The organism is Streptomyces sp. NPDC032198 (assembly GCF_040636975.1).
Classification (GTDB): domain Bacteria; phylum Actinomycetota; class Actinomycetes; order Streptomycetales; family Streptomycetaceae; genus Streptomyces.
In genome coordinates, this window is record NZ_JBEZVL010000001.1 from 778470 (window position 1) to 803838 (window position 25369).

The 25369-nt window shown below is 71.4% G+C and carries 24 protein-coding genes; 15 read left to right on the top strand and 9 right to left on the bottom strand.

Annotated elements, in window-relative coordinates; translation table 11 throughout:
* Positions 1 to 9: 9 nt before the first annotated feature.
* Together AB0E78_RS03680 and AB0E78_RS03685 are read left to right on the top strand one after the other, a co-directional pair.
* Complete coding sequence (locus tag AB0E78_RS03680; protein WP_361827724.1) at positions 10 to 543, top strand: GNAT family N-acetyltransferase; 534 nt, start codon at positions 10 to 12, stop codon at positions 541 to 543.
* 13 nt (positions 544 to 556) lie between these two features.
* On the top strand, positions 557 to 1378 hold the full coding sequence (locus tag AB0E78_RS03685) for a serine hydrolase domain-containing protein (RefSeq protein ID WP_361827727.1): 822 nt from the start codon (positions 557 to 559) through the stop codon (positions 1376 to 1378).
* A gap of 52 nt (positions 1379 to 1430) precedes the next feature.
* Here the strand turns inward: AB0E78_RS03685 and AB0E78_RS03690 are convergent, their stop codons facing one another.
* A complete protein-coding gene (locus AB0E78_RS03690) occupies positions 1431 to 2102 on the bottom strand; it encodes a pirin family protein (protein WP_361827729.1) in 672 nt (223 codons plus the stop codon).
* 176 nt (positions 2103 to 2278) lie between these two features.
* Here AB0E78_RS03690 and fasR point away from each other — a divergent pair, with 176 nt between their 5' ends.
* The 5 genes from fasR to fabF all read left to right on the top strand — a co-directional run bounded on the left by fasR (position 2279) and on the right by fabF (position 7187).
* Complete coding sequence (gene fasR / locus AB0E78_RS03695; RefSeq protein ID WP_361828527.1) at positions 2279 to 3412, top strand: fatty acid biosynthesis transcriptional regulator FasR; 1134 nt, start codon at positions 2279 to 2281, stop codon at positions 3410 to 3412.
* 95 nt (positions 3413 to 3507) lie between these two features.
* Positions 3508 to 4455 (top strand): ACP S-malonyltransferase, encoded by a 948-nt coding sequence (locus tag AB0E78_RS03700; protein ID WP_361827732.1) that lies wholly within the window; start codon positions 3508 to 3510, stop codon positions 4453 to 4455.
* A 17-nt stretch (positions 4456 to 4472) separates the two neighbouring features.
* Positions 4473 to 5504: a ketoacyl-ACP synthase III gene (locus tag AB0E78_RS03705; protein WP_361827735.1), complete on the top strand. Its 1032-nt coding sequence runs from the start codon at positions 4473 to 4475 to the stop codon at positions 5502 to 5504.
* Positions 5505 to 5602: 98 nt separating this feature from the next.
* Positions 5603 to 5854 (top strand): acyl carrier protein, encoded by a 252-nt coding sequence (locus tag AB0E78_RS03710; protein ID WP_249590117.1) that lies wholly within the window; start codon positions 5603 to 5605, stop codon positions 5852 to 5854.
* A gap of 70 nt (positions 5855 to 5924) precedes the next feature.
* Positions 5925 to 7187: a beta-ketoacyl-ACP synthase II gene (gene fabF, locus AB0E78_RS03715; RefSeq protein ID WP_361827739.1), complete on the top strand. Its 1263-nt coding sequence runs from the start codon at positions 5925 to 5927 to the stop codon at positions 7185 to 7187.
* Between the two features lie 73 nt (positions 7188 to 7260).
* Here fabF and AB0E78_RS03720 read toward each other — a convergent pair whose 3' ends face one another.
* Complete coding sequence (locus AB0E78_RS03720) at positions 7261 to 7755, bottom strand: DUF3145 domain-containing protein (RefSeq protein ID WP_361827740.1); 495 nt, start codon at positions 7753 to 7755, stop codon at positions 7261 to 7263.
* A gap of 301 nt (positions 7756 to 8056) precedes the next feature.
* Between AB0E78_RS03720 and AB0E78_RS03725 the strand changes: the two genes are divergently transcribed.
* Positions 8057 to 8974 (top strand): SGNH/GDSL hydrolase family protein, encoded by a 918-nt coding sequence (locus AB0E78_RS03725; protein ID WP_361827742.1) that lies wholly within the window; start codon positions 8057 to 8059, stop codon positions 8972 to 8974.
* 37 nt (positions 8975 to 9011) lie between these two features.
* Positions 9012 to 9998, top strand: coding sequence for an aldose epimerase family protein (locus AB0E78_RS03730; RefSeq protein WP_361827744.1), 987 nt, complete (start codon positions 9012 to 9014; stop codon positions 9996 to 9998).
* A gap of 72 nt (positions 9999 to 10070) precedes the next feature.
* Here the strand turns inward: AB0E78_RS03730 and AB0E78_RS03735 are convergent, their stop codons facing one another.
* Positions 10071 to 12536 carry a glycoside hydrolase family 3 C-terminal domain-containing protein gene (locus tag AB0E78_RS03735; protein ID WP_361827747.1) on the bottom strand — a complete coding sequence of 822 codons (2466 nt, stop codon included), beginning with the start codon at positions 12534 to 12536 and terminating at the stop codon, positions 10071 to 10073.
* Positions 12537 to 12711: 175 nt separating this feature from the next.
* Here AB0E78_RS03735 and AB0E78_RS03740 point away from each other — a divergent pair, with 175 nt between their 5' ends.
* Positions 12712 to 13287 (top strand): TetR/AcrR family transcriptional regulator, encoded by a 576-nt coding sequence (locus AB0E78_RS03740; protein ID WP_361827750.1) that lies wholly within the window; start codon positions 12712 to 12714, stop codon positions 13285 to 13287.
* A 29-nt stretch (positions 13288 to 13316) separates the two neighbouring features.
* Here AB0E78_RS03740 and AB0E78_RS03745 read toward each other — a convergent pair whose 3' ends face one another.
* Entirely contained in the window at positions 13317 to 14126 is an 810-nt protein-coding gene (locus tag AB0E78_RS03745; protein ID WP_361827753.1) for an NAD(P)-dependent oxidoreductase, read from the bottom strand.
* A 131-nt stretch (positions 14127 to 14257) separates the two neighbouring features.
* Here AB0E78_RS03745 and AB0E78_RS03750 point away from each other — a divergent pair, with 131 nt between their 5' ends.
* Positions 14258 to 15160: an aminoglycoside phosphotransferase family protein gene (locus AB0E78_RS03750; RefSeq protein ID WP_361827755.1), complete on the top strand. Its 903-nt coding sequence runs from the start codon at positions 14258 to 14260 to the stop codon at positions 15158 to 15160.
* 137 nt (positions 15161 to 15297) lie between these two features.
* Complete coding sequence (locus tag AB0E78_RS03755; protein WP_361828530.1) at positions 15298 to 16500, top strand: pyroglutamyl peptidase; 1203 nt, start codon at positions 15298 to 15300, stop codon at positions 16498 to 16500.
* On the opposite strand, the gene AB0E78_RS03760 is transcribed toward AB0E78_RS03755, so the two are convergent.
* Positions 16481 to 17311: an EI24 domain-containing protein gene (locus tag AB0E78_RS03760; protein WP_361827758.1), complete on the bottom strand. Its 831-nt coding sequence runs from the start codon at positions 17309 to 17311 to the stop codon at positions 16481 to 16483. The two genes, AB0E78_RS03755 and AB0E78_RS03760, sit on opposite strands and share 20 nt — an antisense overlap.
* Positions 17312 to 17478: 167 nt before the next feature.
* Here AB0E78_RS03760 and AB0E78_RS03765 point away from each other — a divergent pair, with 167 nt between their 5' ends.
* Positions 17479 to 20079: a M14 family zinc carboxypeptidase gene (locus tag AB0E78_RS03765; protein ID WP_361827761.1), complete on the top strand. Its 2601-nt coding sequence runs from the start codon at positions 17479 to 17481 to the stop codon at positions 20077 to 20079.
* 88 nt (positions 20080 to 20167) lie between these two features.
* On the top strand, positions 20168 to 21325 hold the full coding sequence (locus AB0E78_RS03770; protein ID WP_361827763.1) for a serine hydrolase domain-containing protein: 1158 nt from the start codon (positions 20168 to 20170) through the stop codon (positions 21323 to 21325).
* 79 nt (positions 21326 to 21404) lie between these two features.
* On the opposite strand, the gene AB0E78_RS03775 is transcribed toward AB0E78_RS03770, so the two are convergent.
* Entirely contained in the window at positions 21405 to 21833 is a 429-nt protein-coding gene (locus AB0E78_RS03775) for an organic hydroperoxide resistance protein (protein ID WP_361827766.1), read from the bottom strand.
* A gap of 148 nt (positions 21834 to 21981) precedes the next feature.
* Positions 21982 to 23028 carry an NADP-dependent oxidoreductase gene (locus AB0E78_RS03780; RefSeq protein ID WP_361827768.1) on the bottom strand — a complete coding sequence of 349 codons (1047 nt, stop codon included), beginning with the start codon at positions 23026 to 23028 and terminating at the stop codon, positions 21982 to 21984.
* A 128-nt stretch (positions 23029 to 23156) separates the two neighbouring features.
* Between AB0E78_RS03780 and AB0E78_RS03785 the strand changes: the two genes are divergently transcribed.
* On the top strand, positions 23157 to 23606 hold the full coding sequence (locus AB0E78_RS03785; RefSeq protein ID WP_361827770.1) for a MarR family transcriptional regulator: 450 nt from the start codon (positions 23157 to 23159) through the stop codon (positions 23604 to 23606).
* A gap of 43 nt (positions 23607 to 23649) precedes the next feature.
* On the opposite strand, the gene AB0E78_RS03790 is transcribed toward AB0E78_RS03785, so the two are convergent.
* Positions 23650 to 24372, bottom strand: coding sequence for a hypothetical protein (locus AB0E78_RS03790; RefSeq protein ID WP_361827773.1), 723 nt, complete (start codon positions 24370 to 24372; stop codon positions 23650 to 23652).
* A 137-nt stretch (positions 24373 to 24509) separates the two neighbouring features.
* Positions 24510 to 25358, bottom strand: a complete 849-nt coding sequence (locus tag AB0E78_RS03795) for an SMP-30/gluconolactonase/LRE family protein (RefSeq protein WP_361827776.1) — start codon at positions 25356 to 25358, stop codon at positions 24510 to 24512.
* Positions 25359 to 25369: the final 11 nt, after the last annotated feature.

Here is a 25369-nt window from a genome sequence, read left to right on the forward strand (position 1 = left end):
GTGCCGATCATGAGTATTGTACGTCGCGCCACGCCAGAGGATGCCGAGGAACTGCTCAGGCTGCGGCAGGTGATGATCGACTCGATGTTCGCGAACGGTTCGGCTGCCGCCATCGAGTCGGACACCAGTTGGCATGCCGAGTCGCTTGTCGTCGTCCGGGCCAGACTCGCCGAGCGGGAGGGCAACTTCGCCGCCTTCGTCATCGACCGACCAGACCGACCAGGCCGACCAGGTCAGCCAGGCCCGCCAGGCCCGCCGGAACAGCCCCGGAAGCTTGCGGCGCTGGTGGTGGGGACGTTGGACTACCGCATCGGGCGGGCGGGTAATCCGCGGGGCGTCGTCGGTCAGGTGTTCAGCGTGGCCACTGATCCGGATCAGCGGCGGCGTGGGTATGCGCGGGCCTGCATGGAGGTGCTGCTCGACTGGTTCCGGGAGCGGGGTGCGGGGAGCGTCGATCTCAATGCGTCGGCGGAGGCGGAGCCGTTGTATGCCTCGCTCGGCTTCGTGCGCAAGCCCGACCCCTCGATGCGGCTGAGCCTGTAGGGCGCTTAGGCTCGTGTCCATGCAGAGCCTGGCGTTGATCGAGAACTGGCCGGTCCCCACCGCTGCCGCCGCCGTCGTTCGTGCGGACGGCACGGTCGTCGGGGCGCACGGACCCACCGGGCACCGTTTCGCGCTCGCTTCGGTCACCAAGCCGCTGGCGGCGTATGCGGCGCTGGTGGCGTACGAAGAGGGGGCCGTCGAGCTCGATGAGCCCGCCGGGCCCGAGGGGTCGACCGTGCGGCATCTGCTGGCGCACACCAGTGGCCTTGCGTTCGACGAGCACCGGGTGACGGCGCCTGCCGGGACGCGGCGGCTGTACTCGAACGCCGGGTTCGAGGTGCTCGGGGATCACATCGCCAAGGCGACGGACATTCCCTTCGCGGAGTATCTGCGGCAGGCGGTGCTCGAGCCGCTGGGGATGGGGTCCACCACGCTGGAGGGGGACGCGTCGCCCGCCAAGGACGGGGTGTCCACCGTCGACGACCTGGTGAAGTTCGCCGCCGAGGTGCAGGCCCCGCGGCTGCTTGATCCGCGGACGGTGGCCGAGGCGATGTCGGTGACGTATCCCGGGCTGAAGGGTGTGCTTCCCGGGTACGGGCACCAGAGTCCCAATGACTGGGGGCTCGGGTTCGAGATCCGGGACTCCAAGTCGCCGCACTGGACGGGGAGTTCGTCTTCGCCGCGGACGTTCGGGCACTTCGGGCAGGCAGGGACGTTCCTCTGGGTCGATCCCGACGCGGGGGCGGCGTGTGTCGCTCTGGCGGACCGGGCGTTCGGGCCGTGGGCCGTCGAGGCGTGGCCTCCGTTCACCGACGCGGTGCTCGCGGAGCTCTGAGGTCACCGCAACGAGCGTTTCCGCAGGCCGGCAGGTGCGGGATGCCCTCGTTTCAGCCTGTCATCTCCCACACCAGCAGCTCCGCCTCCCCCTCGCCGCCCGCCACCGCTTCCAGGCCCTCCGCGGTCATGATGCGGGCCGCGTCGCCCGGGGTCAGGGTTTCGCCGTCCACGTGGACCTCGCCGCGCACCACGTGGACGTACGCGCAAGGGGCGTCCGGGATCGCGGTGCGCTCGCCCGGGGCGAGCCTGCGGACGTGCAGGAGCGCGCCCGCGGCGGGGACGGCGTACGGAGTGGAGTCCGCGATGCCGCGGACGACCTCGTAGGACGGGTCGCCGCCAGGGGCCAGGGGTGACAGCCACATCTGGATGAAGACCAACGGGGCCCCGGCGTCATTGCGTTCCACATGGCGGACGCCGCCGGCCGCGCTCAGGTGCTGGACGTCCCCGGGGCGTACGACCGACTCGTGGCCGGTCGTGTCGCGGTGGGTCAGCTCGCCCTCCACCACCCAGGTCACGATCTCGGTGTGGCTGTGCGGGTGTTCGTCGAAGCCCGCGCCGGGCGCGAGACGCTCTTCGTTGCAGGCGAGGACCGCGCCGAAGCGGAGGTTGTCCGGGTCGTAGTGCGGCCCGAAGGAGAAGGCGTGGAAGGTTTCGACACCGGTGCCGGGCTCCCCGCCGCGGTACCGATCGATGGAGCGCCGTACATCAATCACACACCCCACGTTAGACCCGGCACCGCACGCCCCCGCCCCGATAAGGCAGTCTTGTCCCCGTGCCCGAACCCTCTGCGAACGAAGCCCGCCAGGACGCCCATCAGGCAGCCCACGACGAAGCCGCGCGCCACGAGGAAGCCGCCCGGCAGGACGCGCACCGGAAGGCCCACGCCCACTCAGCCACGCTGAAGCGCCTGGAACAGTCATCCGGCAGCCTCGCGGCGCAGGCCATCGCGCGCATGGACGAGACGCTGTCCTGGTACCGGGCGATGCCGCCGGAGAACCGCTCCTGGATCGGCCTGGTGGCGCAGGCCGGCATCGCCGCCTTCACCGAGTGGTTCCGCCACCCCGACGCGCCCCAGGCCATCTCCACCGACGTCTTCGGCACCGCCCCGCGCGAGCTGACCAGGGCGATCACCCTGCGCCAGACCGTGGAGATGGTGCGGACGACGATCGAGGTGATGGAGTCCGCGGTCGACGAGATCGCGGCCCCGGGGGATGAATCCATCCTCCGCGAGGCGCTCCTCGTGTACGCCCGCGAGATCGCCTTCGCCACCGCCCAGGTCTACGCGCAGGCCGCCGAGGCACGCGGTGCCTGGGACGCCCGGCTCGAATCCCTCGTCGTGAACGCCGTGCTCTCCGGAGAGGCCGACGAGGGGGCCGTCTCCCGCGCCGCCGCGCTCGGCTGGAACTCCCCCGACCACGTCTGTGTCGTCCTCGGCACCGCGCCCGACGGCGACAGCGAGCTCACCGTCGAAGCCATCCGCCGCGCCGCGCGCCACGCCAAGCTGCAGGTCCTCACCGGTGTGCTCGGCGACCGTCTCGTCGTCATCGCGGGCGGCAACGACAATCCGCTGCAGGTCGCCAAGGGTCTGATCGGCCCGTACGCGGCCGGGCCCGTCGTGGCCGGACCCATCGTCCCCGACCTGCTCGCCGCGACCCGGTCCGCGCAGGCCGCGGCCGCCGGGCTCAAGGCCTGCGCCGCCTGGCAGGACGCCCCGCGCCCGGTCCTGGCGGACGATCTCCTGCCGGAGCGCGCGATCGCGAGCGATCCCGCCGCGCGCGACCAGTTGGTGGAGGAGATCTACAGACCGCTGGAGGAAGCCGGCTCCGCGCTCCTGGAGACGCTCAGCGTCTATCTGGAACAGGCCAGCAGTCTCGAAGGGGCCGCCCGGATGCTCTTCGTGCACCCCAACACCGTGCGCTACCGGCTGCGACGTGTGACAGACGTCACCGGCTGGTCGCCATCGGACGTACGCTCGGCATTCACGCTGCGGATCGCGCTGATCCTGGGACGACTGGCCGACGGAGATCTCTGACCCCGCGGTTTTGTCGGGCCCCTACAATTCCCCCAGCGGTTCTTCGTCCCTGTCCCCACGGGCGGCTACCACCGTCCACAAGAGAGAGTGTGAGAGTGCTCGTACTCGTCGCTCCCGGCCAAGGCGCTCAGACGCCCGGCTTCCTGACTCCCTGGCTCGATCTCCCCGGTGCGGCCGACCGCATCGGTGCGTGGTCGGACGCCATCGGGCTGGACCTTGCCCACTACGGCACCCAGGCCGACGCCGACGCGATCCGTGACACCGCCGTGGCCCAGCCGCTGCTGGTGGCCGCCGGTCTGCTGTCCGCCGAGGCACTCAGTGACGTCCTCGCCGTGAACAAGCCCGGCGCGGTCGCGGGACACAGCGTCGGCGAGATCACCGCGGCCGCCCTCGCGGGTGTGCTCGGGGACGACGCCGCGCTCGGTCTCGTCCGCAAGCGGGGTCTGGCCATGGCCGATGCCGCGGCGGTCACGGAGACCGGCATGGCGGCGCTGCTCGGCGGCGACCCCGAGGTCACCATCCCGCATCTGGAGAAGCTCGGCCTGACGCCGGCGAACGTGAACGGCGCGGGCCAGGTCGTCGCCGCGGGCACCGCGGAGCAGATCGCCGCGCTCGCCGAGGACAAGCCCGAGGGCGTCCGCCGGATCGTACCGTTGAAGGTGGCGGGCGCGTTCCACACGCACCACATGGCTCCCGCGGTCGCCGCGCTCGAGGAGGCCGCCAAGGCCCTCGACCCGGCCGACCCGACGCTGACGTACATCTCGAACCGTGACGGCCTGGCCGTGGCGACAGGCTCGGACGTGCTGTCCCGCCTGGTCGGCCAGGTGGCCAACCCCGTGCGCTGGGACCTGTGCATGGAGACGTTCAAGGACCTCGGCGCCACGGCGATGATCGAGCTGTGCCCCGGTGGCACGCTGACCGGTCTCGCCAAGCGTGCCCTGCCCGGGGTGCGGACGGTGGCCCTCAAGACACCCGACGACCTCGACGCCGCTCGTGAGCTCATCGCCGACACCGCATCCGCCGCCGACGCGGCGGGTGCCTGAGAAGGAGCCAGGAGAGCATGTCGAAGATCAAGCCCAGTAAGGGCGCCCCGTACGCGCGCATCATGGGTGTCGGTGGCTACCGGCCGACCCGTGTCGTGCCCAACGAGGTGATCCTCGAGACGATCGACTCGTCCGACGAGTGGATCCGCTCCCGCTCCGGCATCGCGACCCGCCACTGGGCCTCCGACGAGGAGACCGTGGCCGCGATGTCCATCGAGGCCTCCGGCAAGGCGATCGCCGACGCGGGCATCACCCCGGAGCAGATCGGCGCGGTCGTCGTCTCGACCGTCTCGCACTTCAAGCAGACCCCGGCCATCGCGACCGAGATCGCGGACAAGATCGGCGCGGGCAAGCCCGCCGCCTTCGACATCTCCGCGGGCTGCGCCGGATTCGGCTACGGCCTGACGCTCGCCAAGGGCATGATCGTCGAGGGTTCCGCCGAGTACGTCCTGGTCATCGGCGTCGAGCGGCTGAGCGACCTGACCGACCTGGAGGACCGCGCGACGGCCTTCCTGTTCGGTGACGGCGCGGGTGCCGTGATCGTCGGCCCGTCCCAGGAGCCGGAGATCGGCCCCACCGTCTGGGGCAGCGAGGGCGACAAGTCCGAGACCATCAAGCAGACCGTGGCGTGGAACGACCTCCACGTCGGCGATGTCTCGAAGCTGCCTCTCGACAGCGAGGGCAACATCAAGTTCCCTGCGATCACGCAGGAGGGCCAGGCGGTCTTCCGCTGGGCCGTGTTCGAGATGGCGAAGGTCGCCCAGCAGGCGCTGGACGCGGCCGGAATCACCGCGGACGACCTGGATGTCTTCATCCCGCATCAGGCCAACGAGCGGATCATCGACTCGATGGTGAAGACTCTGAAACTGCCGGAACACGTCACGGTCGCCCGTGATGTGCGCACCACCGGGAACACGTCGGCAGCCTCGATTCCGCTCGCGATGGAGCGGCTTCTGGCAACCGGCGAGGCGAAGAGCGGCGACACCGCGCTCGTCATCGGCTTCGGGGCGGGTCTCGTGTACGCCGCCACGGTCGTTACCCTCCCCTAGGCATCACGTCCGGATCATTCGATCCGTACGGCTGTAAACCAACCTGCCGCTGCCGCGGCGGGCGCCACACCCTCTGGATACATAGAAGGAGCGCCAACATGGCCGCCACTCAGGAAGAGATCGTCGCCGGTCTCGCCGAGATCGTGAACGAGATCGCCGGCATCCCGGTCGAGGACGTCCAGCTGGACAAGTCCTTCACCGACGACCTGGACGTCGACTCGCTGTCCATGGTCGAGGTCGTCGTCGCCGCCGAAGAGCGCTTCGACGTCAAGATCCCGGACGACGACGTCAAGAACCTCAAGACGGTCGGCGACGCGACCAGCTACATCCTCAAGCACCAGGCCGCCTGACCAGGCTGCTCTGCTGTCGCCACCCGGCGGTGGCGCCGCTGATCCCCTCAACACCGTGGAGAAATTTCCTGTGAACTCGACCAATCGCACCGTGGTCGTCACCGGTATCGGCGCAACCACACCGCTGGGTGGCGACGCAGCCTCGACCTGGGAAGGTCTGCTCGCGGGCCGTTCCGGCGTCAGTCTTCTCGAACAGGACTGGGCGGCCGAGCTTCCGGTCCGCATCGCGGGCCAGATCGCGGTCGAGCCGGGCGAGGTCATCCCGCGTCCGCAGGCCCGCAAGCTGGACCGTTCGGCTCAGTTCGCGCTGATCGCCGCCAAGGAGGCCTGGGCCGACGCGGGCTACACCGCGAAGGCCGGCGAGGACACGTCCGTGGACCCGCACCGCCTCGGCGCGGTCATCGCCTCCGGCATCGGCGGCGTGACCACCCTGCTCGACCAGTACGACGTGCTCAAGGAGAAGGGCGTACGCCGCGTCTCCCCGCACACCGTGCCGATGCTGATGCCCAACTCCCCGTCGGCCAACGTCGGCATCGAGCTGGGCGCCCACGCGGGTGTGCACACCCCCGTCTCGGCGTGCGCCTCGGGCGCCGAGGCCATCGGCTACGCGATCGAGATGATCCGCACCGGCCGCGCCGACGTCGTCGTCGCGGGTGGCACGGAAGCGGCGATCCACCCGCTGCCGATCGTCGCGTTCGGCAACATGATGGCGATGTCCAAGAACAACGACGACCCGGCGGGCGCCTCGCGTCCCTACGACGTCGACCGCAACGGCTTCGTGCTCGGCGAGGGCGCCGGCGTGATCGTCCTCGAGTCCGAGGAGCACGCCAAGGCCCGCGGCGCGAAGGTCTACGCGGAGGCCGTCGGCCAGGGCATCTCGGCCGACGCCCACCACATCACGCAGCCCGAGCCGTCCGGCAACGGCATCGCGGCGGCACTGCAGAACCTCATCGACGGCACGGACCTGAAGCCCGCCGAGATCGTGTACGTGAACGCGCACGCGACCTCGACGCCGCAGGGTGACGTCGCCGAGATCAAGGCGCTGCGCAAGGCGTTCGGCGACGACGTCGACCACATGGCGATCTCCAGCACGAAGTCGATGACGGGTCACCTGCTCGGTGGCGCGGGCGGCGTGGAGACCGTGGCCACGGTCCTCGCGCTGAAGAACCGCATCGCCCCGCCGACCATCAACATCGAGAACCTCGACCCCGAGGTCGACGCGGATGTCATCCGCGACGAGGCCCGCGCGCTGCCCGAGGGCAGGATCGCGGCGCTGAACGACTCGTTCGGCTTCGGCGGCCACAACGTGGTGCTCGCGTTCCGGACCGTCTGAGCAGTCACCCGTATGTGACGAAGGGCCCCCACCGAGCGGTGGGGGCCCTTCGTCACATACAGCCGGACATACGTCAGACGACCTGGTGCAGCCACCGCACGGGAGCGCCCTCGCCCGCGTAGCGGAAAGGCTCCAGTTCGTCGTCCCAGGGCTTGCCGAGCAGTTTGGCGAGCTCGGCCTCCAGGTCGCTCTCGCCGCGCTGGGAGCGGGCCAGGGCGGCGCGCAGGCGGTCCTCGGGGATCAGGATGTCGCCGTGGATGCCGGTGACGGCGTGGAAGATCCCGAGTTCGGGTGTGGCGCTGTACCGCTCGCCCTCGGCCGTGGGGCACGGCTCGGACGTGACCTCGAAGCGCAGCAGCTGCCAGCCGCGCAGGGCGGACGCGAGTTTGGACGCGGTGCCCACCGACCCGCGCCAGGAGAACTCCGATCTCCAGCTGCCGGGCGCCGCGGGCTGCCTGATCCAGTCGAGGTTGACGCGCGCGCCGAGTACGCCCGCGACTGCCCATTCGACGTGCGGACACAGCGCGCGCGGTGCGGAGTGCACGTAAAGAACTCCACGTGTCGTCACCGGGACCTCCAGTGTGGGTCGAGGTTCGCCTTCCCCAGCGGCCTCGCGCCCGTGCCGAGCGTTGTCGCCCCGAATTCGGAAACTCCCAAAAACGGGACAGATGTGACGTGATGTAATTTAGCGGAACCGGAAGAGCAGGGTGCCACTGGGTGGCGAGGCTACCGTGCGGCGGAACAAGGAGTGTGACGTACCGTCGGTCCCAGGGCCAGGAATCGCCCACCATTCACCCGCAGGGGCGCCGAAACGGCGCGGTCGGCCTAGACGGCGGTGGATCGGCCCACGGCAACAGAGGGGACTGGGGATGCGGAACCGAAGGCACCGCTCGCGTGCCGCCGTCGCCGCCGCGACGGCGGTTCTTCTCGGCGCCACCGCACTCACGGCATGCGACGCCTCCGGCGGCGACTCCCCCGCACCCCAGGGACCGTCGGCGGACAAGCCGTCCCCCAAGCCCACCCCGGTCTGGGACACGTCCCCGGACTCCCTGGCGGCCGTCGGCGACTCCATCACCCGTGGCTTCGACGCCTGCTCGGTCCTTGCCGACTGCCCCGAGGCGTCCTGGGCGACCGGCACCGACTCCGAGGTGCGCAGCCTCGCCACCCGGCTCCTGGGCAAGGAGCGGGCCGCCGAGCACAGCTGGAACTACGCGAAGACCGGCGCCCGCATGGCGGATCTCCCGGGGCAGGTCGAGCAGGCCGCGGCCGAGCGGCCCGAGCTGATCACGGTGATGGCGGGGGCGAACGACGCGTGCCGTCCCTCGGCCGCTTCCATGACGCCGGTCGGCGAGTTCCGCGCGGACTTCGAGAAGGCGATGCGCACGCTGCGGCGCGAGCTCCCCAAGACCCAGGTGTACGTCACCTCCGTACCGGACCTGAAGCGGCTCTGGTCCCAGGGGCGCACCAATCCGCTGGGCAAGCAGATCTGGAAGCTGGGCATCTGCTCCTCGATGCTGGCGGACCCGGATGCGCGGGACGCGGCGGCGACCCAGCGGCGGGCCGGCGTGCAGAACCGCGTGGTCGCGTACAACGACGTGCTCAAGGATGTGTGCGCCAAGGATCTGCGCTGCCGGTACGACGGCGGTGCGGTCTTCGACTACCGCTTCGACGGCGACCAGTTGAGCCACTGGGACTGGTTCCACCCCAGCAAGGACGGCCAGTCGCGGCTCGCCGAGCTGGCCTACCGCCAGGTGAAGGCCAAGAATCCCCGGGATCCCGGGACCTGAGCCCGGCGGTGCGGCGGCCCGGCGTAGGGTCGCGATCATGCGCAGTGAACTCTTCGGGGCACTCCCCGACGGCACGCCCGTCCATCGCTGGACCCTGGAAAGGGGCGGGGTGCGGGTACGCGTCCTGACGTACGGCGGGATCATCCAGTCGGCGGAAGTTCCTGACCGGTCGGGGCGGCGTGAGCTGGTGGCCCTCGGCTTCGAGGACCTCCAGGGCTACCTCGATCATCCCGGGCCGTATTTCGGGGCGCTGGTGGGCCGGTACGCGAACCGCATCGCGGGCGGCGAGTTCGAGCTCGACGGCCGGACGTACCGCCTGGCGCGGAACAACGATCCCAACGCGCTGCACGGCGGCACGGCGGGCTTCGACAAGCGGGTGTGGGAGGCGGCGGCGACCGAGCACGGGGTGCGCCTCTCCAGGGTGAGCCCGGACGGCGAGGAGGGTTATCCCGGGCGGCTCGCGGTGGCGGTGACGTACTCGCTGGACGAGGCGGGCGCGCTGCGGATCGCGTACGAGGCGACGACGGACGCCCCGACGGTCGTGAACCTCACCAACCACACGTACTGGAATCTCGCGGGGGCCGGGAGCGGCAGCGCGGGCGGGCACGAGCTGCGGATCGCGGCGGAGCGGCTCACTCCGACGGACGGCGTGCAGATTCCCACGGGGGTGTACGAGGACGTCGACGGGACGCGCTTCGACTTCCGGGAGGCGCGGAAGGTCGGGGCCGGGATCGACCACAACTACGTGCTGGACAAGGGGGTCACCGTGCGGCCCGTCGAGGTGGCGGAGCTGAGCGATCCGGCGTCGGGGCGGGTGCTGACCGTGGCGACGACGGAGCCGGGCCTCCAGCTGTACACCGGGGACCACTTCGAGGAGACGCTGCCGTTCGGCCCCGGGGACGGGGTCGCCCTGGAGACACAGCACTTCCCCGACTCCCCCAACCGGCCGGATTTCCCGGGCACGGTGCTGCGGCCGGGTGAGATGTACGCGTCGGAGACGGTGTACGGCTTCTCGGTGCGTTAGCGCGAGTTCTCGGTGCAGCGGCGCGAGCGCGGCGGGACGAGGGTCTCGCCCGTCCCGCCGCGCATCGATCCGTCAGACGACGACCGTCTCGCTCAGCCGCCGGTCGGCGATGGAGCGGCCCACCTGGATCTCGTACGAACCACTCTGGTGCGCCCAGGAGTTGGCGGACTCGTCCCAGATCTCGAAGGCGCGGCGCGGGAGTTCGATGCGCACCTCCACGCTCTCGCCGGGCGCGGCCTCGGCGCCCGCGAAGCCGGCGAGCCAGCGGGCCGGGCGGGTGCCGTCGTCGGCGGCGGGGGCGGGGGCGGGGGCGAGATAGACCTGGACGACCTCGCGGCCGGTGCGCGGGCCGGAGTTGCGCACGCGGACCGTGGCCGTCGTGCCCTCCACGGTCAGGGACTCGTAGGTCCAGTCGGTGTAGCCGAGGCCGTGGCCGAAGGCGTACGCGGGGGTGGCACCCGCCTTCTCCCAGGCGCGGTAGCCGATGAACAAGCCCTCGGTGTAGTCGAGTTCACCGTCGGTCGGGGTGACCTGGGTGACCGGCGCGTCCGCGAGGCCGCCCCATGTGGTGGGCAGCCGCCCTCCCGGCTCCTGCGCGCCGAGCAGTACGTCGGCGAGTGCGGCGCCGCCCCCCTGGCCCGGGAACCATCCGAGCAGCACCGCCGCGACGTCCTCGCGCCACGGAAGCTCCACCGGGGAGCCGGAGTTGACGACGACGACCGTGCGGGGGTTGGCCGCGGCCACCGCGCGCACCAGATCGTCCTGGCGACCCGGGAGCCGCAGGTCCTTCCGGTCGAAGCCCTCGGACTCGACGCGCTCGGTGGTGGCGACGACCACGACCGCGGTGTCCGCGGCGCGCGCCGCATCGACGGCCTCGGCGATCAGCGCGTCGGGGTCGCGCCGCGGTCCCAGGTGCACGAAGGAGAACACCACACCGGGGAGCGGAGCCTTCAACTCCTTGTCGAGCGGGTGGAACAGGGAGACCTCGACCGACTCGCCCGCCGTCAGGCTCACCTTGGCCCGCTCCACCGGTGAGCCGAAGAACGCCTCGAAGGGGTCGGACCCGGCGGCCATCACCTCGGACCCGTCGAAGACGATCTCGCCGTCGACGGAGAGCGTGAAGGCGCCCACGCCGCGCGTGCCGAAGGAGTGCTCGCCGCTCTCGCGCGGGGTGAACGAGCCGACGACCTCGATGGAGGCCAGCGTCTCGTGGGTGACGCCGTCGGGCAGGTCGTCGCCGATCCACTGGACCTGGCCGGAGGGGAGGCTGCCCTCGCCGATGACGGCGCCGTCCGCGTCACGGCAGACGGCGCGCAGCTCGAACTCCTTGTCGGCGGGGGCGAGTTCGTCGCTCGGGTCGGCGCCGACGGCGTACGTCAGGGTGTCCTCGCCGAGCGCCGCGTTAAGGCCGTCGAGCGGGGAGACCACATGTGCGGGGAAGACGGTGGCGGAGCCGCCGCCCAGGACGCGGGCGTCGCGCGCGGCGGCGCCGATGAGGGCCACCGACGCGGCGGGCCGCAGCGGCAACGCGTCGTTCTCGTTGCGTACGAGGACGAAGGCGCGGCGGGCGATCTCGCGGGCGAGGGCCTCGCCGTCGATCTCGGCGGGCAGCTCGGTGACCACGGGTTCTGCGCCTTCGAGGATGCCGACGCGGGCGGCGAGCCGCAGGACGTTGCGCACGGCGTCGTCGACCGCCGACTCCTTGACCCGGCCGCCGCGCACGGCCTCGGCGAGCGCATCGCCGTACACCGTCCGCGGGCCTGGCATGGCGGCGTCGAGGCCGCCCTCGATGGCGCCGGTGGTCGAGCGGGCGGCCATCCAGTCGGAGACGTTGTAGCCGTCGAAGCCCCATTCGCCGCGCAGGACCTCGTTGACCAGATAGCGGTGCTCGGTCATCGTCGTGCCGTTGACCTGGTTGTACGCCGTCATGATGCCCCAGGGGTGGGCGTTGGTGACGATCGCCTCGAAGGGCGCGAGGTACAGCTCGCGCAGGGCGCGGGCGCCGACCACGTTGTCGACGGTGAAGCGGTCGGTCTCGGCGTCGTTCGCGACGAAGTGCTTGACGGTCGTGCCGACGCCGCCGGACTGCACGCCCTGGACGTAGCCGGTGCCGATGACGCCGGTCAGATACGGGTCCTCGCTGTACGCCTCGAAGTGCCGGCCGCCCAGCGGCGAGCGGTGCAGGTTGACGGTGGGCGCGAGGAGGACGTGGACGCCCTTGCGGCGGGCCTCCTGGGCGAGGAGTGCGCCCGCGCGGCGGGCGAGGTCCTGGTCCCAGGTGGCGGCGAGCGCGGTCGGGGACGGCAGGGCGATGGACGGGTCGTCGGCGGTCCAGCGGGTGCCGCGCACGCCGATCGGGCCGTCCGACATCACGAGGGACGCCAGGCCGATCCCGGGCAGCGGGTGCAGCGACCACATGTCACGGCCGCCGAGCAGCCGGGTCTTCGCGTCCAGGTCCAGCGCGGCGAGCGCGGCCTCCACGACCGCCTCGCGCGCCCGGTCGGCCTGCGTGGCTCCCGTGCCCTGGGTTCCCGCCATGGCGGTACCTCCTCGTTGAAGTCCGGGTGAAGTCCGTTTCGTACGTCCCCTCCATCCTGCCTCGGCTACCTGTAGACCAGTAGGTTTCGTTATGTGGAAGTTATATTAGAGGCGACCATGACGTACGGTCGTTCCGCGAGCCGGAGCACGGCCGAGAACGCGAGGGGCGGACACGATGGCACCCAAGGCCACGACCAGGGCCAGGAGCGAGGAGCGGCGGGCCGAGATCCTCCGGGCCGCCCTGGAGGTGATCGCCGAACGCGGCTACCGCGGCGCGAGCCTGGGCGCGGTGGCCGAGCGGGTCGGGCTGACCCAGCAGGGCCTGCTGCACTACTTCCCCACGAAGGACGCCCTGCTGGTCGCCGTCCTGGAGGCCCGCGACCAGTGGGACGCGGTGCCTGCGAACGAGATCCGCCTAGACCTGCTCGGCTCGCTCGTCGAGTACAACGCGATGCGCCCCGGCATCATCCAGACCTTCTCCGCACTGCTCGGCGAGAGCGTCACGGACGGGCATCCGGCCCGGGAGTACTTCACCGAGCGGTACGGATCGGTGCGGGAGAAGTTCGCGGCGGTCCTGCGCGTCGAGTACGGGGAGCGGCTCCCCGGAGGTCTCACCCCGGAGGCGGCGGCCCCGCTCCTCGTCGCCGTGATGGACGGTCTCCAGTACCAGTGGCTCCTGGACCCCGAATCGGTGGACATGGCGGGGGCGTTCAGGGATTTCCTGGCCCTGCTCGACGGCGGCGGCGAGTGAACGGCCTGGTGAGCGGCAGCGGTGGGTGATCAGGCCGAGCGGATGTGGCTGACCGCCCGCGCGATGTCCTCGTGGACGACGTCCGGGTCGGCGGCGGCGGCCTTGTAGTGGTCGAGGACCGCTTCCATCGCCGGGAGTCGGGTGACCTCTGTCGCGAGCGCGACGTCCTTCACCGCGAGGTCGCTGCCGAAGTGCACATCGGTGGCGAAGGCCCGGCCCACCGCGCCCCCGAGCGGACCTCCGGCGAGCGCCCCCTTGGCCGTCTCCTCGTCGAGGCCCAGCGCGTCCGCCAGTTTCATCGCCTCGGCCACGAGAGCCACGCCCCCGATGACGGCGGTGTTGACGACGATCTTGAGCGCGGCCCCCGAACCGAGCGGGCCCGTGCGGGTCACCGGGCCGAAGCGGGCAAGGATCCGCTCGACCCCATCCGCGTCACCCCCCGCGAGAATGCCGAGCTGTCCCGACGCGGCCTTGTCCGTGCTTCCCATGACGGGCGCGTCGACGAGGGTCACACCGTCCGGCACCCTCGCCCCCAACTCCCGTACGACATCGGGCCCGACGGTGGACATCTCCACCCAGTGGGTGCCTGCCCGCAGCACCGGCACGATGGCGTCGGCGACGGCACGCACCGCGTCGGGGCCCGCCAGCATGGTGATGACGACATCGGCGTCCCGCACGGCCTCCGCGGGGTCGGCGGCGAGCCGGGCCCCCTCCTTCACGAGCGGCTCCGCCTTCTCGGCGGTCCGGTTCCACACGGTCAACGGATATCCGGCCGCGAGGAGTTGGCGCGCCATCGGCTCGCCCATGTGCCCCAGTCCAAGAAACGCGATCTTCTCCATGGCGTCGACGCTAGGGCCGGGCGCGTGCCACGACAAGCGGCTGTCCGGGCGCCAATTCAGTTGACCCGCCACGCCCCGGCCAGCTTCGATCGGCGTCGGTTCTCGCTCGCCCGCCGCCCCGGAAGGCCCGCATGTCCCCCGCCAAGATGCACGCCCACGAAGCCGACATCGACACGCACCTCGTACGGCGGCTGCTCGCCGCGCAGTTTCCCGGCTGGGCGGGCCTGAGTGTCGAGCCGGTCGACTCGAACGGCACCGTCAACGCCATCTACCGCCTCGGCGACGACATGGCTGTCCGGCTTCCGCGCATCGAGGGCGGCGTCGAGGACGTACGGCGCGAGATGCGGTACCTGCCTGGGCTGGCCCCCTCGCTGCCCCTCGCGATTCCCGCGCCGCTGGGCGAGGGCGAGCCCGGGGAGGGCTTCCCCTGGCCCTGGTACGTGTACCGCTGGGTCGAGGGCGAGAACCCGGTGATCGGCGCTCTGACCGAACCCGAACTCTTCGCCGCCGACCTGGCGGAGTTCGTCCTCGCCCTGCAGCGCGTCGATCCCGCCGACGCGCCTGCCGCGTACCGCAGCGGGCCTCTCGCGTCCCGTGACGCCGACACCCGCGAGGCCATCGCGCAGCTGCACGGCGTCATCGACACCGATGCCGCCACCGCCGCCTGGGACGCCGCCCTGAGCGCGCCCCGCTGGGACGGGCCGCCGGTCTGGGTCCACGCCGACCTGCAGCCGGGGAATCTGCTCACCTCCGGCGGACGGCTCGGCGCCGTCATCGACTTCGGGTGCATGGGGCACGGCGAACCCGCCGTCGACCTGATCACCGCGTGGAGCCTGCTGACCGCGGAGGCACGGAAGGAGTTCCGCACCGCCCTGGGCGTCGACGACGCGACGTGGGCGCGAGGGCGGGGCTGGGCCCTGTCGATCGCGCTCATCGAGCTGCCGTACTACCGGACCAGGAACGCCACCATCACCAGGACCGCCAGCCACGTGATCGGCGAAGTGCTCGCGGATCACGCCACCGTGGATCACTAGACCCTTTCCGCGCCGCCTTCCTGCCGGGATACTGCGACCACCCCACCGGCCACGGAAGGACTCCCGTGTCACTCACGCCCACCGTCTCCCCGCGGCTCGCCGCGCTCGGTGCCACCCTCCTGCTCTCCCTCGCCGCGATGCCCGCGTCGGCGGCCCCCGCACCGGCCGCCACCACCGAGGAGCAGCGCCTGGACCGGGCGGCCCCGCAGGAGATCCTGCGCCGCAGCGGATTCGACGCCGTGGCACCGGAGTTCGCGCGCGCCCTGGACCGCGCCCATTCGTACGGCGAGGCCAAGCGCATAGTCGAGCGGCAGGGCGAGGCGCTGTGGCGGCGTGCCGTCGACCGGGCACAGGGGCGGGGGCCCGCGGCGGGCGGGGCCGAGGCGCTGAGCCGGGACGACGACCGGCCGTTGTACTGGGCCAGGCTCGGCATGACGCGGGAGCTCCGGCAGTGGAAACCGGCCGGATTCGGGCTGGGCGAGGCCCGGCAGGGACGGCTCATGCGGGCCCTTGAGGACGCCTCGCGCGGGCACGACTCCGTCAGTTACCCCAAGAAGGACCGCGCCGGCCACCGTCTCAAGCGCATCCTCGTCACCGGCTTCGACCCGTTCACGCTCGACCGGGACGTCCGCATCAGCAACCCCTCCGGCGCCACCGCCCTGGCGCTCGACGGCGCCGTCATCGAGACCGCCGACGGCCCGGCCCGCGTGGAGACCGTCGTCTTCCCCGTCCGCTGGGACGACTTCGCGGAGGGGACGGTCGAGCGCACCCTGCGCGCCCATCTCCCCCGCGTGGACCTCTTCACCACCATCAGCCAGGGCCGCGCGGGACGCTTCGACATCGAGCGGACCAACGGGGCCTGGCGGGGCGGCTTCCCCGACAACGAGAACCTCTCGCGCACGCAGACCGTGCCGGTCACCCATCCGGCCACGCAGCCGCAGTGGACGTCCACGACCCTCCCGTACAAGGAGATCGTGAGCGCCGCGACGGGCCGCTTCCCGGTGTACGACAACACCTCGGTGACCGAGATCCCGGCGGGCCGGACCACCCCCGTGGTCCGTCCCGACGGGCCCACCGACGGGTCGACGGCCCGTGAGGGCGGCGGCGGCAACTACCTGTCGAACGAGATCGCCTACCGGGCGACGCTGCTGCGCGACCGCCTCGGGCTGCACGACCGCCTGCCCGGCGGCCATGTGCACACGCCGATCCTGCAGTTCGGGACGGGCAACACGGACCCGGCCACGGGGAAGATCACCGATCCCGAGTTCGTGCGCAACCGCCTCGACATCATCGCGCAGGTACGGCAGATCCTGACGACGGCTATGAACGCCCGCCGGTAGCGGACGGCTGTCCGCCGGGGCCGGCCGGACCGGCCGCGCCCCGCGGATCGTCGTCGTCCGCGGCCTGCCCGCTGTCCTCGCCGACCAGCTCCCGCGCCATGAGCGTCGCGCCCGCGACCGCCCCCGGCATCAGGAACACCGCGACGAACGGAACCAGGAAGGCCACGGCGAGCGGAGTGCCGAAGCCCCAGGCCAGCTGCTTGCGGCCACGCAGGAGCGCCAGCCGGTCACGGAGTTCGACGCCCCGGCGCTGGAGCGCCACCGCCGTCAGCTCCTCGACCAGGAAGAAGCCCGTCACGCAGAAGCCGATCACCGGGACGACGGTCTGGCCGACGACGGGGATGAAGCCGAGGGCGAAGAGCAGGACGCCCCAGATCACGGCCCGTACGACGATACGGAGGCTGTCGCGGGCGGAGATCCACAGTTCGCGCCAGAGCGGCAGCCCCGACTCGGGGGCGTACCCGGAGACGGAGATGTCGACCTTCTCCGACAGCGACTCGTAGAAGGGCTGGCCCACCAGGAGCGTCACCGCCGTGAAGGTGATCACGGAGAGGAGGAGCGCGAGGGCGAAGAGGAGGGCCGTGAGGAAGCCGCGGAACAGGCCGAGCCACGGCGCGGACCAGTCGTCCGCGAAAGGCGTCGCCCAGCCGACGAAGTCCGCGCCCCAGAGGGCGAGCGCGACGAGCGCCGCCGCGTAGAGAAGCAGGGTGATCAGGCCGGGCAGCAGGCCGACTCCGTACTGCTTGCCGTGCTGGGCGACCCAGCGCTGGCCCTTCATCAAGTAGCCGAAGCCCCGTCCCAGATCACGCATGCGGAACACCCTATCCGCCGGTGGGGGCGCTGCGGCCCACGGGACGTGTGGGGCCGAAGGCCCTCTTGTTGCGCGGGGGTTGGCACGGTAGACCACGCGTACTGACTCTCTCTCCAGGCTTCTACAGGCTTCGTCAGGTCTCTTCAGGCTTCTTCCAGGAGGTATGTATGGGGATATCCCGGCCATCCAGACCCGTTCTACTCACCACCCTCGCCTCGGCGAGTGCCCTTGTCCTCACCACGCTCGCCCCGGGCAGCGCGACCGCGGACCCCGGCCCGCACGGCCGCGACATCCTCCGCGAGGGCGCGCCCCTCAGCTCCACCGAGCGGGCCGCGAAGAGCCCGGAGAGCGCCGCCGACCGGGCCCTGGGGGCAGCCGTCTCCCCCGGCCTCGGCACCGGCAAGAGCCGTGGCTATCCGCGCGAGCAGAAGCTCACCGCACCTCCCGCCAATCCGGACGACAAGTCGATAAAGCTGGGTCTGGCGCCGTATCACTCCCTGGCCCCGAAGCTGAATGACATCCAGGGCATCGGCGACCGCGTCAGCGTGGAGATCGCGGGCCGTTCGGCGGGCGGGCACCAGCTGTACATGGTGACGGTCACCGCCCCCGAGTCCGCGAAGGAGACCGCCCGCCAGGAGCGAATGCGCGAGCTCATCGAGAACGCGCCGGGCGCCGCCGCGAAGGATCCGGCGGTCAAGTCCTCGTACAAGACGCCGGTCTTCATCAACAACAACATCCACGGCAACGAGTGGGAGGGCACGGACGCCGCCCTCAGGCTCATCGAGAAGCTCGCGAAGGCCAAGGACGGCGGGACAAAAGATCTCCTCGCGCACAACCGGCTGTACTTCAACGTCACGGCCAACCCCGACGGCCGCATCGCGGGCACCCGCGAGAACGCCAACGGCTTCGACCTCAACCGCGATTTCATCACCGCCTCGCAGCCCGAGGTCCGCGCGATGCGGCAGATCGCGATCGACAAGCAGCCCGCGGTCATGATCGACCTGCACGGGTACGTCAACGGCACGCTGATCGAGCCGACGACTCCCCCGCACGGCGAGAACTACGAGTACGACCTCTTCCTCAAGAATTCCTACGCCAACGCCCTGGGCATGGAGGCCGCGGTCAACGGCCTCGGCTACACGCCCGAGAAGGACGGCGTCGAGCCGGCGATCATCCCCTTCCGTGACCAGGAGGAGGGCTGGGACGACTGGCCACCGATCTTCACCCCGCAGTACATGCCGTTCCACGGCGCGGTCGCCGCGCACACCATCGAGTTCCCGATGACCGTCAACAACGAGGAGTACGACGAGCTGCCGGTGCCGGAACTGCGGCGGCGGTCCGCGATCAACGTGGACATCGCGGGCGCCGCGATGTCGGCGACGCTCAAGTACACGCAGGCGCACCGCACTTCGGTGATCGCCGATCAGATCGAGACGTTCCGGCGGGGCGCCACGGGCGCGAAGCAGGTGCCGGTGTCGCCGGAGACCGTGCCCGGGGTGCCGGGCATCGGCCCGGAGGACGTCTACACGACCGACTTCCCGCGTGCGTACGTGATTCCGCGGGGTGAGGCGAAGGTGAAGGGCGAGCGCGGGCAGCGGTCGGCCGCTGCCGCCTCGCGGCTCGTGGAGCATCTGCTCGCCAATGACGTCCAAGTCCGCAGGGCCACGCGGGACTTCAGGATCGGCGGGAAGTCGTACGCCGCGGGTTCGTATGTCATCGACATGCGTCAGCCCAAGCGCGGGATCGCCAATGTGATGCTCGCCGACGGGCGCGACATCAGCGACAAGGTGTCGACGATGTACGACATCTCCGGGTGGAGCCTCGGGCGGTTGTGGGGCGCGACGGTGGACTCGGCGAAGGGCGGCTCGCTGACCGGCGTGCGGACGCGGGTCGTGGACGAGGCCTCCCGGGTCGGGTATGTCGCGCCGCGCGGGAATCTCCGCCTGCGGCTGGACGACGCGCGTGAGGTGGCTGCCCTCAACTGGCTTACGGGCAAGGGCGTTTCCGTACGCCGGGCCGATGACGGCAGCGTGATCGTGCCGTCGGCGGCGCGGGGTGCGGCTGCCGCCGCGGCGAAGAAGTACGACGTCGCCTTCGACGCGACGAAGGTGAAGGGCGGAGCCGTCGTCCACCGCACGCGGGTGGCCGCGGCCGTCACTCCCGGCGAGCTGTTCGCGCTGCGGGAGATGAACTTCGACGTGGTGCCGGTGTCGACGGATGTCCTCAACGCCGGGTTCGACTGGAAGAAGTCGGGTGCGGACGCGCTGTTCGTGTCGGCCGGGCTCGCGTACGGCGATCTGAACGCCGGGGCCAAGGCCGGACTCGACACGTTCCTCGCCGGTGGGGGCGGGCTCGTCGGGCGTGGTGCGGAGGGGGCCGCGTTGAACTCCGACGCGAAGCTGCTGGCCGTGGAGGCGGTCTCCGGGAACGGGGACGCCAATGGTGTGGTGCGGGTCGTGAACGCGGGCGGGCCCGTCACCGGCGGCGCGATCGAGCACTCCTTCGTGTACGCGCCCATGTGGTTCAAGGGGCTTGGCAGCGGGGTGCGGGTGGATCAGTCCTATGGGGCCGGGAATCCGCTGCTGTCCGGGCACTGGCGGGCGGTGGACGGTGCGGGCGGCCCCTCGGACGCCGCGGGCCGGCCTTCTGTCGTCAGTGGGTCCGCCGCGGGGTCCCGTGTGGTCCTCTTCGGCACCGAGCCGCTGTTCCGGGATCACCCCAAGGGAGTGTTTCCGCAGGTGGGGCGGGCGTTGCTGAGCGTGGGCTGACGTTCGGGCGACCACCGGCTCCGCCGAGTCCGCCCTCACACGCCGGACGGGCTGACATGTTCGGCCCGTCCGGATGGAGACTGACCTCATGACCCGTGAGATCAAGGTGCAAGGCACCGTCGCAGCCGGATACGAAGCCGTGCGGGAGGAGTTCGGCGCCCTGCTCGCCGGGGAGAGGCCCGATCATGCCTCGCAGCTCTCCGCCCACGTAAGGGGGAAGCAGGTCGTCGACCTGTGGGTGGGGCCCGACACCGACGGCGACACACTCTTCGGCGTCTACTCGTCCACGAAGGGCGCGGCCTATCTCACCGTGGCCCTGCTCGTCCAGGACGGCACCCTGGAGCTGGACCGCGAAGTGGCGCACTACTGGCCGGAGTTCGCCGCCGAGGGCAAGGCGGACATCACCCTGCGCGAGCTCCTCTCGCACCGCGCGGGCGTCGTCGGGGCCGACGGCGGCTTCACTCCCGAGGAGGTCGCCGACGACCGTGCCGTCGCCGCCCGGGCCGCGGCCCAGCGCCCGTACTGGCGCCCCGGCACCGCCTTCGGCTACCACGCCCTGACCATCGGCGCGATGGCCGGCGAGGTCGTCCTGCGGGCCACCGGGCGGACGCTGCAGGAGACGTACGAGGAGCTCGTCCGCGCCCCGTACGGCCTTGACTTCTACCTGGGGCTGCCCGAGGCCCTCGAGCCCCGCTTCCGCTCCGTCCTGCCGATGATGCCCTCCCCCACGGAGCGCGCGATCCTGGACGCGGAGCCGCCGCAGCCGGGCAGCCTGAACTCCATCGCCTTCAACCGCAACGGCGCGCAGCCCACTGATCTGGAGTCCCTCCCCAATTCCCGGACGGTGCGCGCCAAGGGGCCCGCCTCCGTCGGCGGTGTCGCGTCCGCGCGCGGCCTCGCCCGGATGTACGCGGCGGCGGTCACCGGGCTCGACGGGCGGGAGCCGCTCCTCAAGGCGGACACCGTGGCGGAGTTCGGGCAGATCCATTCCCACGGGTACGACCTGGTGGCGCGGGCCCACAAGGCGTTCGGGGTGGGCTTCCAGAGCGTCGCCGACGCCTGGTACCCGTACCTCGGCGCGGGGTCCATCGGGCACAAGGGCGTGGGCGGCTCGCAGGCCTTCGCCGATCCGCGCAGCGGGCTCGCCTACGGCTACACGCGGCGCCGGTTCGCCTTCCCCTCAGGGTCGGTCCCGGAGGACGACCGGCTCGTGCGGGCGATCCACACGGCCGCCGTCACCGGCTGAGCGGGGGCCCGGACGGTATGACGGAGGGCCGCACCCCCGCTCAGGGGTGCGGCCCTCCGTCACGTACGCGTCGCCCTGATCAGGCGACCGAGAGCTCCACCTTGATGTTGTCGCGCGTGGCGCTCGAGTACGGGCACACCTGGTGCGCCTTCTCGATGAGGGACTGCGCGGTGGCCGCGTCCACGTTCGGGATGGAGGCGCTGATGGCGACCTCCAGGCCGAAGCCGCCGGCCTCGGTCTGGCCTATGCCGACCTTGGCGGTCACGGTCGAGCCGGAGATGTCGGCGTTCTCCTTGCGGGCGACCACGCCGAGGGCGCCCTGGAAGCAGGCGCTGTAGCCGGCCGCGAAGAGCTGCTCGGGGTTGGTGCCGGCGCCGCTGCCGCCCATCTCCTTCGGCGGGTTGACGACGACGTCGAGCTTGCCGTCATCGGTGGCGACGCGGCCGTCACGGCCGTTCTCGGCGGTGGCGACGGCGGTGTACTTGACGTCGATCTTCTGGATGGACATAAGTGCCGGTTCCTCCTGAGATGTTCCGCGATGCGCGCCCACAGTCGCGAGAATGTGGAATCACTTTATCGGATGACGGAAAACAGCGGTCGGCGGCCACCTGTGCACCGGCCGCCGCCCGCCGTCCTCATGTCACCGCTCACCACTCTCAGGCGAGGGAAACGACCATCTTTCCGGTGTTCTCGCCGCGCAGCATGCCGAGGAAGGCCTCGACGCCGTTCTCCACGCCCTCGACGAACGTCTCGTTGTACTTGAGCTCACCAGAGCGGATCCACGCGCCGACCTCGGAGACGAACTGCGGCTGCAGCGCCTCGTGGTCCCCGACGAGGATGCCCTGCAGGCGCAGGCGCTTACCGATGATCATGGCCATGTTGCGCGGGCCCGGCGTCGGCTCGGTGTCGTTGTAGCCCGCGATCATGCCGCAGATGGTGGCGCGGCCGTGCACGTTCATACGGCTGATGGCCGCTTCGAGGTGCTCGCCGCCGACGTTGTCGAAGTAGACGTCGATACCGTCGGGGGCCGCCTCCTTCAGCTGCTCCACGACCGGGCGCGGGTCCTTGTAGTTGAACGCGGCGTCGAAGCCGAGCTCCTCGACGAGGTGCTTCACCTTCTCGTCCGAGCCCGCCGAGCCGATGACGCGCGAGGCGCCCTTGAGCTTGGCCATCTGGCCGACCTGGGAGCCGACGGCACCCGCGGCGCCGGAGACGAACACCGCGTCGCCCTCCTTGAAGGAGGCGACCTCGAAGAGACCCGCGTAGGCCGTCAGGCCCGGCATACCGAGCACACCGAGGTACGCCGACAGCGGCGCGGCCTGCGCGTCCACCTTGACGGCGTGCTTGGCCGGGACGGTCGCGTAGTCGCGCCAGCCCGCGAAGTGCAGGACGTGGTCGCCCACGGCCAGGCCCTCGGCGTTCGACGCGATGACCTCGCCAACGGCACCGCCCTGCATGGGCTGGTCGAGCTGGAACGGCGGGGTGTACGACTTCACGTCGTTCATCCGGCCCCGCATGTACGGGTCCACGGAGAAGTGCAGGTTGCGGACCAGGACCTGGCCGTCCGCCGGGGCGGCCACCGGGGTCTCGCGCAGCACGAAGTCCTCAGGGACCGGCCAGCCGTGCGGGCGGCGCACGAGGTGCCATTCGCGGCTGACGGTGGGGAGCTGCTCGGACCCGGGGGCTTCGGGGGTGACGGACATGCGGGGCGTCCTCCTCCTGCTCAGGCTGCCGCTTCCGGCAGGCTGGTGTCTCGGAAATGCTTCAGGTTATGAAACAACCATGCTCCTACATATTTCATGATGTCAAGTAACGGGGTAACCTGGAGCGCATGGCCACCACCAGCTCCCGCACCCCGCGCACCGACCCCCTGACGCTCGAAGTCGTCGAGCTCATCGGCACGGTCGTCGCGCGCTACTACGAGGAGTACGACGCCGCGGCGGGCAAGCACGCCCTCACCGGCGCACAGGCACGTGTACTGGGTCTGTTGTCCCTCGATCCGCTGCCCATGCGCCGCATAGCGCAGAAGCTGAAGTGTGAGCCGTCGAACATCACGGGGATCGTCGACCGCCTGGAGGCGCGCGGTCTCGTCGAGCGGCGGCCCGACCCGGCCGACCGCCGCGTGAAGCTGGCGGCGCCGACGGAGGAGGGCCTCACCGTCGCCCGCAGCCTGCGCGAGTCCCTCGACTTCGCGCGGGAACCGCTGGCCGAGCTCTCCCGCGAGGAGCGGCTCTCGCTGCGCGGGCTGCTCCGGAGGATGGTCGGCGAGGACGCGGGCTGAGGACGGCCGCCGCGTTCGCTGCCCGCACCGCCACAGGAATGCGCTACCTGCACCACCACAGGAAGCGGTCGCACGTCTGGGACGGCTCCGGCTCGGGCGTCGGATCCGGCTGCCGCGTGGTCGGCGGGGGCGTGGGACGCGTGGTCCCGGGGGTGCCCGGCGCGTCCGGGCTGCCGGGGGCCGAGGTCGTGACGGGAGTGGCCGAATCGGGATCGCCGCCGCCCTCGTCCGCCTTGCCGGCGTCCTTGGCGTCCTTGGCGTCCTTGGCGTCCTTGGCGTCCTTGGCCTTCTTCGCCTCCTTGGACGCCTTGTCCTTCGCGGACGCCGACGCCGACTCCGATGCGGAGGGATCCGCCGACGAGGCCGCGTCGGCCACCGCACCCGCCGTCGCGCCGCCCTCCGGGCCCTTCGGCGTCCGGGACGCGGAACCGCCCGCTCCGCCGTCCGGCGACGACGCCGCCGTCGGTTCGTCGAAGGGGCCCTCGATGCCGAGCTCGGCCAGGCTCAGACCGCCGGCCGCGAGCGCGAGCCCGGCGGTGATCAACAGGACCTTGCGGCGCCTGCGGCGGTGCGCCCGGCGCCCGCGCTCCCGGCGGCGGCTCCTGCCACGCGGCGCCTCGTCGTCCTGCGCGCGCCCGGGGTCCACCGGCTCGTCCTGCGCGGCGACCGCCTCCGCGTACTCACGGCAGGCTTCGGCCGGGGTTCCGCACCCCGGGCAGGCCAGGGCGCCGTTGAGGTGCCTGTGGCACGGGTGGCAGTAGTCCATGAGGCATGGAGGCTAAGTGAGCCGCGGGTAACAGAGGAAGCCGCTGCCGTGAAGGTTGTGTGCGGAATCGAATCTTCCAGCCGTGTCGGCTTCCCCTATGGGGCAAACCACCTGTTCCGCTCCGGCACACGCACCGCCTATCCCGCGAACACCGCCTGTTCCACGCCTTGCCCGGCGTCCGGCAGCACGAACACGGAGCCGGACAGGGGGTGCGGCGCCTCAAGTCCCGTACGGGCCGAGGTGATGTACAGGTCGCGCAGTCCCGCGCCGCCGAACGCGCACGCGGTCGGGCGCAGCACCGGCAGCTCGATCACCCGGTCCAGGGCGCCGGACGGGGTGTAGCGGCGCAGGGCGGCGCCGTCCCACAGGGCGACCCAGACGCATCCGTCCGCGTCGACGGTGAGGCCGTCGGGGTATCCGGCCTCCGGTTCGATGGTGGCGAACGGCCGCCTGGCCGCCCGGAGTTCGCCTGCGCTCAGGTCCAGTACGTCGATGCGCCGGGTCGCGGTGTCCACGTAGTACAGGGAGCGGCCGTCCGGGCTCCACCCCATGCCGTTGCTGACGGACACGTCGTCGAAGACCTCGGTCACGGTGCCGTCGCCGGTCACGCGGATCAGATTGCCGCCGCCCGTCCCCTCGTCGTAGCGCATCGTGCCCGCCCAGAGCGCTCCGTCGGGGGCGACCGCCGCGTCGTTGCCCCGGCGGCCGGGCACGACCTCGCGGTGCAGCCAGCGGAAGGCGCCCCCGTCGGCCATGGCGTCGTAGAGGCCGATGCCGTCCCGGAGGTTGACCACCAGGCCGCCGCCCGCGCGCGGTTTCGCGGCGCCGACGTGCTGCTCGGTGGCCAGGATCGAGCGGTGCCCGTTCGACGGGTCGTACGTGTGGACGCGTGAGCTCAGGATGTCGACCCAGATCAGTCGCTGGGCGGCATGATCCCAGGTGGGGCCCTCGCCGAGTGCTGCCTGCGCGCGTACCGCTATGTCCATTGCGGCAGGCT

What these genes read in the sequence shown, in the direction of transcription:
- AB0E78_RS03680 (WP_361827724.1), top strand. Translation starts at nt 10, where the DNA reads ATGAGTATTGTACGTCGCGCCACGCCAGAGGATGCCGAGGAACTGCTC.
- AB0E78_RS03705 (WP_361827735.1), top strand. Translation starts at nt 4,473, where the DNA reads ATGTCGAAGATCAAGCCCAGTAAGGGCGCCCCGTACGCGCGCATCATG.
- AB0E78_RS03710 (WP_249590117.1), top strand. Translation starts at nt 5,603, where the DNA reads ATGGCCGCCACTCAGGAAGAGATCGTCGCCGGTCTCGCCGAGATCGTG.
- AB0E78_RS03725 (WP_361827742.1), top strand. Translation starts at nt 8,057, where the DNA reads ATGCGGAACCGAAGGCACCGCTCGCGTGCCGCCGTCGCCGCCGCGACG.
- AB0E78_RS03730 (WP_361827744.1), top strand. Translation starts at nt 9,012, where the DNA reads ATGCGCAGTGAACTCTTCGGGGCACTCCCCGACGGCACGCCCGTCCAT.
- AB0E78_RS03735 (WP_361827747.1), bottom strand. Translation starts at nt 12,536, where the DNA reads ATGGCGGGAACCCAGGGCACGGGAGCCACGCAGGCCGACCGGGCGCGC.
- AB0E78_RS03740 (WP_361827750.1), top strand. Translation starts at nt 12,712, where the DNA reads ATGGCACCCAAGGCCACGACCAGGGCCAGGAGCGAGGAGCGGCGGGCC.
- AB0E78_RS03745 (WP_361827753.1), bottom strand. Translation starts at nt 14,126, where the DNA reads ATGGAGAAGATCGCGTTTCTTGGACTGGGGCACATGGGCGAGCCGATG.
- AB0E78_RS03750 (WP_361827755.1), top strand. Translation starts at nt 14,258, where the DNA reads ATGTCCCCCGCCAAGATGCACGCCCACGAAGCCGACATCGACACGCAC.
- AB0E78_RS03755 (WP_361828530.1), top strand. Translation starts at nt 15,298, where the DNA reads ATGCCCGCGTCGGCGGCCCCCGCACCGGCCGCCACCACCGAGGAGCAG.
- AB0E78_RS03760 (WP_361827758.1), bottom strand. Translation starts at nt 17,311, where the DNA reads ATGCGTGATCTGGGACGGGGCTTCGGCTACTTGATGAAGGGCCAGCGC.
- AB0E78_RS03765 (WP_361827761.1), top strand. Translation starts at nt 17,479, where the DNA reads ATGGGGATATCCCGGCCATCCAGACCCGTTCTACTCACCACCCTCGCC.
- AB0E78_RS03770 (WP_361827763.1), top strand. Translation starts at nt 20,168, where the DNA reads ATGACCCGTGAGATCAAGGTGCAAGGCACCGTCGCAGCCGGATACGAA.
- AB0E78_RS03775 (WP_361827766.1), bottom strand. Translation starts at nt 21,833, where the DNA reads ATGTCCATCCAGAAGATCGACGTCAAGTACACCGCCGTCGCCACCGCC.
- AB0E78_RS03780 (WP_361827768.1), bottom strand. Translation starts at nt 23,028, where the DNA reads ATGTCCGTCACCCCCGAAGCCCCCGGGTCCGAGCAGCTCCCCACCGTC.
- AB0E78_RS03785 (WP_361827770.1), top strand. Translation starts at nt 23,157, where the DNA reads ATGGCCACCACCAGCTCCCGCACCCCGCGCACCGACCCCCTGACGCTC.
- AB0E78_RS03790 (WP_361827773.1), bottom strand. Translation starts at nt 24,372, where the DNA reads ATGGACTACTGCCACCCGTGCCACAGGCACCTCAACGGCGCCCTGGCC.
- AB0E78_RS03795 (WP_361827776.1), bottom strand. Translation starts at nt 25,358, where the DNA reads ATGGACATAGCGGTACGCGCGCAGGCAGCACTCGGCGAGGGCCCCACC.